This is a genomic window from uncultured Jatrophihabitans sp. (genome assembly GCF_964244045.1).
Taxonomy (GTDB): Bacteria; Actinomycetota; Actinomycetes; order Mycobacteriales; family Jatrophihabitantaceae; genus Jatrophihabitans.
On sequence record NZ_CAXTHK010000052.1, the window covers coordinates 1 to 8,009 of the forward strand.

Annotated in this window: 10 protein-coding genes and 1 pseudogene; 8 read left to right on the forward strand and 3 right to left on the reverse strand. The window is 64.7% G+C overall.

What is annotated here, in order from left to right; all coding sequences use genetic code 11:
* The 3 genes from ACFFC4_RS20950 to ACFFC4_RS20960 form a co-directional block, all read left to right on the forward strand.
* Positions 1-1,346, forward strand: a 1,346-nt coding sequence (locus tag ACFFC4_RS20950; RefSeq protein ID WP_375504501.1) for a hypothetical protein, incomplete at its 5' end; no start/stop codon positions are given.
* 72 nt (positions 1,347-1,418) lie between these two features.
* Entirely contained in the window at positions 1,419-2,021 is a 603-nt protein-coding gene (locus ACFFC4_RS20955) for an RNA polymerase sigma factor (RefSeq protein ID WP_375504503.1), read from the forward strand.
* A complete protein-coding gene (locus ACFFC4_RS20960) occupies positions 2,018-2,623 on the forward strand; it encodes a hypothetical protein (RefSeq protein WP_375504505.1) in 606 nt (201 codons plus the stop codon). Before ACFFC4_RS20955 ends, ACFFC4_RS20960 begins: the two co-directional genes overlap by 4 nt.
* Before the next feature lie 109 nt (positions 2,624-2,732).
* On the opposite strand, the gene ACFFC4_RS20965 is transcribed toward ACFFC4_RS20960, so the two are convergent.
* Positions 2,733-2,903 (reverse strand): hypothetical protein, encoded by a 171-nt coding sequence (locus tag ACFFC4_RS20965; RefSeq protein ID WP_375504507.1) that lies wholly within the window; start codon positions 2,901-2,903, stop codon positions 2,733-2,735.
* Positions 2,900-3,421 carry a hypothetical protein gene (locus ACFFC4_RS20970; RefSeq protein WP_375504509.1) on the reverse strand — a complete coding sequence of 174 codons (522 nt, stop codon included), beginning with the start codon at positions 3,419-3,421 and terminating at the stop codon, positions 2,900-2,902. The genes ACFFC4_RS20965 and ACFFC4_RS20970 overlap by 4 nt, the downstream gene beginning before the upstream one ends.
* A gap of 399 nt (positions 3,422-3,820) precedes the next feature.
* Here ACFFC4_RS20970 and ACFFC4_RS20975 point away from each other — a divergent pair, with 399 nt between their 5' ends.
* Together ACFFC4_RS20975 and ACFFC4_RS20980 are read left to right on the forward strand one after the other, a co-directional pair.
* The gene (locus tag ACFFC4_RS20975) at positions 3,821-4,360 is read left to right on the forward strand and encodes a hypothetical protein (RefSeq protein WP_375504511.1); all 540 of its coding nucleotides are present in this window, start codon (positions 3,821-3,823) and stop codon (positions 4,358-4,360) included.
* Positions 4,357-4,527, forward strand: a complete 171-nt coding sequence (locus ACFFC4_RS20980; protein WP_375504513.1) for a hypothetical protein — start codon at positions 4,357-4,359, stop codon at positions 4,525-4,527. Before ACFFC4_RS20975 ends, ACFFC4_RS20980 begins: the two co-directional genes overlap by 4 nt.
* An 85-nt stretch (positions 4,528-4,612) precedes the next feature.
* On the opposite strand, the gene ACFFC4_RS20985 is transcribed toward ACFFC4_RS20980, so the two are convergent.
* The gene (locus ACFFC4_RS20985; protein WP_375504515.1) at positions 4,613-5,641 is read right to left on the reverse strand and encodes a hypothetical protein; all 1,029 of its coding nucleotides are present in this window, start codon (positions 5,639-5,641) and stop codon (positions 4,613-4,615) included.
* A 575-nt stretch (positions 5,642-6,216) separates the two neighbouring features.
* Between ACFFC4_RS20985 and ACFFC4_RS20990 the strand changes: the two genes are divergently transcribed.
* The 3 genes and pseudogenes from ACFFC4_RS20990 (at position 6,217) to ACFFC4_RS21000 (ending at position 7,868) form a co-directional block, all read left to right on the forward strand.
* Positions 6,217-6,570: a helix-turn-helix domain-containing protein gene (locus ACFFC4_RS20990; RefSeq protein ID WP_375504517.1), complete on the forward strand. Its 354-nt coding sequence runs from the start codon at positions 6,217-6,219 to the stop codon at positions 6,568-6,570.
* Positions 6,567-6,950 (forward strand): annotated as a pseudogene (locus ACFFC4_RS20995) (HipA N-terminal domain-containing protein); the annotation flags it as partial. The gene ACFFC4_RS20990 and the pseudogene ACFFC4_RS20995, both read left to right, overlap by 4 nt.
* An 84-nt stretch (positions 6,951-7,034) precedes the next feature.
* Positions 7,035-7,868, forward strand: coding sequence for a type II toxin-antitoxin system HipA family toxin (locus ACFFC4_RS21000; RefSeq protein WP_375504525.1), 834 nt, complete (start codon positions 7,035-7,037; stop codon positions 7,866-7,868).
* The last annotated feature ends 141 nt before the right edge of the window (positions 7,869-8,009 follow it).

The window sequence follows — 8,009 nt, forward strand, 5'->3', positions numbered from 1 at the left end:
CCAGCGAGGAGCAATCCTCACAGGCAAGGAGTCAACCGAACCGGGGGCAGTCCCGCCAGGTAGTCCTCAGCGAAGTCCTCGCGCAGGCCTACAACTTGGGTGCCCAGACGGCGGTTGTTGAGTTCCGATACGTCGATGCTGACTACCGGGACGAACACAGCCGGTTCTACTCGACGACCTTCCGCCGCTACCCTTCCGTCGCTCACCGCATCCACTTCTTCGCCGAGACCATCACCGAAGGAGCGCGCGACCCCAACGTCCCGCTGACCTTCGAGGGCCTCACCTACCTCGGGTACCTCGTCCTCCGGCCGGTCCCCGGCGCCCCCGTGGGCCGCGTCCTCCTTGCTCCCCCGCCATACCTGAGCGGGCATGTCACGTGCATCGCTACCGACCGGGTCAACCTGTTCGGTGAGCAGCACAGCATCCGAGGGGCGCCGTTCCTTGCCCAGGACGCGCAGTTGCTGCGCTGCGCGCATGCAGCGCTGTGGGTCGTTGCGCGTCATCACCATCTTCGATGGGGCGCGCCGCGGCGACTCTCGCACGACATCGTCGATGCGGTGCCGTTGGAGAGCGCCGCCGGCCGGGTCGTCCCGTCACCGGGCCTGACAATTTCACAGATGTCCGCCGCCGCCACCCGGCTCGGGCTGCCGCCGCTGGTGTACGACCTGCGGCACCTGCCGGGGCACGAAACGCTACAGCGCATCGCCTGCCGCTACCTCAATAGCGGGTTGCCGGTCATCGTCGCCGGGCGGGGCCACGCATTCGTTCTCGTCGGTTACCGGCGCACAGACGAAGGAACACCCGACGAGCGGATCGAATTCATCCGCCAGGACGACGAGGCAGGCCCTTACCAGGTTGTGCCCGACTTCGGCGTCGACACCTACACCCCATGGCAATTCTTCATCGTTCCATTACCCGCGAAACTGTATGTGGCAGCCGAGGAAGCAGAAGTTCTCGGCGACCTCTGGCTGCGACTGATCTTCGGCCGCGAGGGTGGGCCTGTCGACAGGTCGAGCCATGCGCTGCGCACGACCGCGATGCTCTCCAACGACTTCAAGGCAGGACTGCGCGCACGAGGCGTTCTCGACGAGCAGGCAGCAACGCTGCGTCGAACACCGATGTCCCGATGGGTGTGGATCGTCGAACTCGTCGACCGATCGTTGCGACGCGCAGGACGCCGAGCGGTCATCGGCGAAGTTGTGATCGACTCGACCGATCACGCCAGGGACCGAAGGCCGCTTGCCTGGCGAACGCCGAGCACCGTCGGCGTGTTCGGCCCCGACACCCGCGAACTGCGCGTGGCGTCCATCAGTTCTCCAGCGTCCCCGGTTGCGTTCGCGAACTGACGTCATGACGACACCGCCTGTCACACCTGCCCGTAAGAAGTTGACGGAGAGTCGACGAGAAAGGCGCGGGCCGTGAACGACGACGAACTAATTCAGGCGGCACGAGAGGGTCAAAGCTTCGCGGCAGCGTTCCTCGTCAGCGTCTTCGGCCCGCGGATGCTTGGCTTCGCCAAGTCCATTGCCCCGGATCTGTCTGACACCGACCGCGAACACGCCGTCGAGATAGCGGTCGAGACAGCAGTACGAAAGATCGACAAGTTTGATCCATCCCGCGGCCGGTTCGAGTCGTGGCTTCGAACCTTCATCGTGCACGCGGCACAAGACTGGCGCCGAGGCCATCTCCGCCTGGTCAGTCTCGACGCCGAGGATCCAGATGGCGACTCTTTGCGAGACCGGATACCTGCCCGAGCTGACCTCACGGGGACACCGGACTCGGCGCCGCCCAAACCGCTACTTGACGTGCTGCGCGAGGTCGTGCCCACCATGAGGGTGGGAGATCAGGTAATTCTCGCGCTGCGAGACATGGAGGGTCGCTCGATCGAGACGACAGCGTCGGTGTTGGGCATCAGCGTCCCCGCTTGTAGGCAACGTCATCACCGAGCGAGAATGCGACTTAAGGCGCTGTTGGTCGCTGACCCTCGCACCCCGGCCGAACTTCGAGGAGAGCAGGCATGAGCAGACCCGACAGCCCGCAAGACCGCATCCAACAGATACTGAGCGACGACCCACTAGCTGACCTCGAGACGGTGGAGGCGGACGCCTCTGAGCCCGCTGAGTCGCCGGTGACGGCGGCGTTGGCGGCCGCCGGTCACGACATGCTCTCCGGTGAGGCGAGTGAGCTTTTGCTTGATTTAACCGCCGACGCGGTGAGCATCGAGCCGGAAGCGCGGGCCCGTCTGGTCGAGGCCGCGCAGCGTGCGTTGTCAAAACGTCGTGACGACGCAAGCCCGCTGCCGCGCCTGCTGTTCCTCGCCCGCCGGGAGGCGGGCGAAGCGGTCGAGTCCGTCGCGCGAGCTATCGCCGTCGACCGCGACGATCTCCTCCATGTGGAGCGCGGCGTCAAGAGCCTCGAGCAGTTCGGCGCTGATTCAACAGCTGCGTGGGTGATGCATTTTGGTGTGCCACTCGACCAGGCGAGGGCCGCTATCCGCCGCACTCTGCAGCTGCAGGCGGTCGATGAACGCGCTGCAGCGTCACGTGTCGACGCGGTCGAAGTCGACAACGCGCCGTTCCTAACGAAGGTCACAGCGCTGCTCGAGGACGCCTATCGCAGGTAGATGCGCCATTGCCGGTCTATGACTCGTTCTTCTCACGTGGGCAGGTCATGCCGGCACCCGCCGCACCCAGCGAAAGCACGCGGCAATTTCGGCGCCGGTCGAGGAGCGATCAGCGATCTTCGGTGCCGATGTCACGCGGATGCATCGGGTTGCTGCCGCTGAACTCGTCGCCGGGCTCGTGGTGCCCGAGCAGCTCCATTTCCTCCTCGCCGGTCATCTCTGCCGGTTCCGGCTCGTCGTCTTGGGCTGGGGCTTGTTCGTCGTTATTGGGATCGCTCATAGCGTTTTGTCTATCAGGTATGCCCCGACGAGAGCGATCGACGCTGCGAGCGTGATCGAGGATGCGACGACTGTCCAGCCGCGCTTCGTCACGGCGGCCGCAAGACCAGCAAGGGGTCCGGGGCTCGTCGCGGCGTTCTGCCGCCCGCCGTGAAGGATGGACTCTGTCATGCCGGCGGCGTCGGTGAACCCGACTTCGCGCCCGTGTGCGCGTCGGGCGACGCTTTGCTGCCAAAGCTGTCTGCTTTCTTCGATGTTCACCGACGTGGTCCTCCGGGGTGTTAACGCCACGACGCTTGCGGCTGCAGCCAGCAAGTCGCAGATGATCGCGGAGACGAGCAGCCAGCGGCCTCCGTGATTGCCTCTCTGGGTCGCGACGAATCCGCTGGCGAGCAGACCCAGGAGCACGCCCGCCACGGACAGAACTGCCGTCGCCTGCCGGCCTAGAGCGTCGAACCGGAATCGCTGGTCCTCATAGAGCCAGCGGGCGTGTTCAAGCCACGATTGCGCATCATCCACCGCGTTACGGTCGGCGTTCAGCCGTGCCGCCTTGTCTCGTGCGGCTCCTTTGCGTCGGACCACGGGAGAAGGTTGGTCTGGCGTTCGGCAGTTGTCGCCATTGTCTTTAATCGGGGAACTCGATGCCACGAGAACAAGCTTCGCATCTGGCCGTCGAGGTTTCGCGTCTGCCAGGTTGTCGGCGCCCGTCTTACGCCGCTTCGACACCTGAGTAGATCAGCTGCGGCGGAAATGTCCGACCGAAGGCTCGCAGTGCTCGGAGGGTGGCCAGGGACGGCGCTCCGCCGGACGGACTCGTACCGCCCGCCGAGTCCGGTAGTCAGCTCGTAGCCGAGACGGTGTAGCGCATTCGCGCTCGACGCCACGGTCGTCCGCCACGTGACATTGGACGGTGAGACTGTGATCGCGAAGCGCGGTGCCGGCGCGACATCGCAGGCGCAGATCGAGTTCCGCGACCTGACGAGATGGTTGCTCCTCGATCAGGCACCGCTGCGCACCTCGCTGATGTCCACGCGTCAGACCGTCTACTTTTCCAACGTTGCGGCGGCGCGACGAGGGCTGAGCGTGACTCTCAGACCCCGTCAAGGAACCGCAGCGGCCTTTGCAGCGTTGACTCGGCATCCGGAGCCGATGAGCGGCTTCGATGTGAAGGCGAAAGCCCGCGGGCAGGAGATAGGGGCGATGACTGCTGAAGCTGACGCTCGCATCGCGTGGTCGGTGCGACAACGGGCCGCCGTGTCTATCGGGTCATCTCCGTTTCTCGGCGGGATCGGGATCGTCGCCTCCATCATTGGCACCCGCCAGCAACCCACCGGCGCGCTGCACGCCTTTTTCTCGCGCTCATCTGCGCGCCGGCCGCCTGGCTCATTGTGCATCATCACGTGCGTTCACGCGACGGTTTCCTGGCCTCGACGACACTCACTACGTTCGGCACTGTGATCACGCTGGTGGTTGCATATTTGTGCACTCTCGCCGGTTCGGCGGTGACGTTCTGGTTCAGCGAGATGGTCACCAGTACCGACGTCCGCGTCGGGAGCCTGGCCGTCACCAGTGCGCTGTCGATGATTGCTGCCGTGGCCAGCTTCGTCTGGCGATGCTTGAAGTAGAGACGCGCTTGCGACGCTCATAGATTCGCGCTGGATCATCCAGCAGCTCGCAGACATTCCCGAAGGGTTGAGCCGGTAGGTGCGGTTACGGCAGAGGCTCGACTGGGCGAGCGGCTGCCGGGTTTTGCCAGATCATCTCTATCTGTGCGTGCACGCCGTCGCGGATGTCGAGCCATCCGATCCCTGACAGGGCGGCATTGAATTTCGGTGGCGCGTCGCTCTGGCGCATCTTGATGGGTCCGGAGTCGATTACGCCCAGACCCCATTGTGGGATGGTCATCGTGATCGAGTTCTGGCCGGCAAGGATGTCTTCGACTTGTCTAACGTTCAGGGCGGTGCCGTCGTCGGCGCTGAGCACGATGAGCAGTGGCAGGTCGTAGCGCTCGGCGATGCGGCGGTACTTCTTGACCTTGGCTTCTATGGCGTGCACGACATCTTCTCGGCGCGCGCTCACCCCGTCGGTCACGGGCAGAAGTTCGGTGCGTCCACTGGTTGTGGTGCCGACGACGCGGAATCGTAAGTGATCCACGACCAGCATTCCGGAGTCGCTATCGGTTCGGCTGGTCAGCCAGTCCCGAAGCACGGCCACCAGTGTTCGTCGGGCTGCATCGTCCGGTGGGTCAATAACCGCCTGTGGTTGTGCGCTGGGCCGGTCTGACAAGTCGACGGCGATGGCAAGTGGCACGGGAATGCGTTGCACTGCTCTCGCCAGTTGTGCCCACCCGTTGTTGCGTCTTGTGCTTGCCTGCGGAACTCCGCGTCGCCACACTTCGACGAGCAACGGTCGCCCGCAGGGATCAGTGACTCGCAGGTCCGGGGTGAGCCCGTCGATCTCAGGCCCGTACTCCACGGCGTAGCCGGGCTGCGTGACCACGTGCGCGGTGGCGATCTCGGCGAGCGCCTGCGTGTATAGCTGCTCCGAGCGGAGACGGCTGAGGAACTGGTCACGGACGTTGTCGTCGAGCGAGGCCAGATGACCTTCAAGCCACGCCCGCATGTCGGCGTGCAGTGGGTGGACAGCGTGATGCCAGATCGAAGGGCGCAGGGGTTCGGGCAGGGCTGAGAAGCGTTGTCGCATCGAGGCAATCAGGTCCTCGGTGAAGAGCAGCGGCATAGGTCCATCATCGCGCCGTAAGTGCAACTTTTCGCTTGGTCGGCTGGTTCGGGTACCGCTGTTGTGGCGATGGGTCGCTCCGCACCGCAGCTGACGTTCCGGACTCGACCGGGGAGCCAACGCAGCTGCCGGTCATCCACCCGGCACCACCACGCCGCTCGGATAGCGCCGCTGGATCCGATAGCTAACTCACGTGAGGCGTCCCGGCCCGGGTGCTGGAGACGGCAACGACACGCCGAGACGCGACCACCGTTGTCGGACCCACCGACTAGGCTCGGGCGACGCGCGCGTCCTTCGCTGTCTCTTGAGCGCGTCGCCCGAGCCTAGTCGGTGGGTATGGCGCCGTACGCGGCCTTCCTGCCCGTTCACTCGCCGCCTATGGCCCCGCATGGCCCAACTGGCCGCTGTCTTAAAAGTTTCAAGTCTGACACCTAAAACGCTTTTAGATTTCAAATCTGAGACTTTAGCTCTACGCTAGGTCCTGACGGTCACGGTAGGCATGGGTGGTATCTCGCTCCTGCCGCGAGGCCTCGACCCGTACAGAGTTGTTGCTCAGATCAAGGCGGTGACCTCGAATGGCTACAGGACGCGCTACGGCGAAGTCCACGCCTGGCAAGGCTGTGCCGCCGCCCGTCCGTCGTGCGCTGACCGGTATTGGAGAGCACCTCGGCACTTGGCGACGGCTCCGGGGACTGACCGTCATCGAGGTCGCCGAACGTGCCGACGTGGCCCGTAGCACGGTGCTGCGCCTAGAAACTGGCCACGGCGCGTCACTGGAAGCGCTGCTCCGAGTTGCCCGTGCGTTAGGTGTGCTCGATGACATCGTCGGGTCTCTGGACCCCTACCGCAGCGACGTAGGGCGCCTACGCGCTGAGGAACAGCTTCCGCAGCGCGTGCGCCGGCGTAGTGACTACCCAGAGCAGTCGTGACCCCAGCGCAGGCACGGGCCACGAGCGCACCCGGAACAACCACCGGCCGAGCATCCGATGTACAGGTCTGGGTCGACCTTGTTGGCGTCGCGACGCTCGCTGGGCGGCTCTTCTCCCACCGCCGCGGCCGAACAGAATCGGCATCCTTCAGCTACGACACCGGTTACCTAACAAACAGGGCGGCCTACGCCTTGGATCCAGCCCTACCCCGAGTGTCCGGGACCCTGCAGACACCGACCAACCAGAGGCTGTTCGGGGCGTTCGCTGATTCCTGCCCTGACCGGTGGGGCCGCCGGCTGATCGAACGCACCGAGAGGCACGCAGCCACCGCCGCGGCACGGGCCGAGAAGAGCTTCGGCGAGTTCGACCTGCTCATCCGTGTCCGCGACGACCTGCGTCAAGGAGCTATCCGTTACCAACGCGACGGAACGTTCCTCGAACGTGACACGCTCGGTATTCCAGCTTTGACCGATCTGCCGAGCCTGCTGTCGGCTGCTGACGGCCTCTCCGGTGACGATGACGGCGATCCGCAGTCGCTCGCGCTTCTGCTGCGTAACGGCTCCAGTCTCGGCGGCGCGCGGCCCAAGGCGCACGTGTTGGACACCAACGGACGGATTGCTATCGCCAAGTTCCCCAGCCCGAGTGACGAGTGGAACGTCATGGCGTGGGAGAAAACGGCACTCGATCTTGCTGCGTTGGCTGGCATCAGCGTCCCGGACAACCAGCTCGTCTCCATCGCGGGCCGCGACGTCCTGATCGTTGATCGATTCGACCGTCTGGCTGATGGACGCCGCCGCGGATATCAATCGGCGATGACCGCGCTTGAGCGCACAGACGGCGAGCTAGGCAGCTATCTCGAGCTTGCTGAACTCATCGAGGAACGCAGCCGCGCGGCCACCAGCGAACTCCAGCAACTGTTCCGTCGCATCGCATTCTCGATCCTGATCTCTAACACCGACGACCATCTACGCAACCACGCGTTCGTCCACGTGACGTCCGATATCTGGGAACTCTCGCCAGCCTTCGATCTCAATCCCGCCCCGCAACACGGCCCCAGGCACCTCTCGACGGCGATCGACGGCGACACCCTGGCAGACATCGACGCCCTGCTCGCGACCGCTGCTTTGTACCGACTTCGTGACGATGCCGCGCTTCAAGTGCTACGCGAGGTCCGATCTGCCGTCAACACGTGGCGTGAGGTCGCAACGCGCAACGGGCTCACCCGTTCGGCTTGTTCAAAGATGGAGTCTGCATTCGACAGCCCGGCCGCGCAACGAACCGCCGAACTGCTCACCTGACCCCGAAACGGCGGCCCGGCCGTCAGCACCGCTCCGACGCGGCATGCATCACTTAGTCCCGCGGCCTAGCGAGCAGGAGCTTGCCACTCTCTTTCGGACCGCAGAACCTGGTCAAGCTCCTGCAAGTGGTTCCTCAAATCG

Bases quoted from the DNA above. Each gene is read 5' to 3' on its own strand.
- ACFFC4_RS20960 (WP_375504505.1), top strand. From the start codon at position 2,018: ATGAGCAGACCCGACAGCCCGCAAGACCGCATCCAACAGATACTGAGC.
- ACFFC4_RS20965 (WP_375504507.1), bottom strand. From the start codon at position 2,903: ATGAGCGATCCCAATAACGACGAACAAGCCCCAGCCCAAGACGACGAG.
- ACFFC4_RS20985 (WP_375504515.1), bottom strand. From the start codon at position 5,641: ATGCCGCTGCTCTTCACCGAGGACCTGATTGCCTCGATGCGACAACGC.
- ACFFC4_RS20990 (WP_375504517.1), top strand. From the start codon at position 6,217: ATGGCTACAGGACGCGCTACGGCGAAGTCCACGCCTGGCAAGGCTGTG.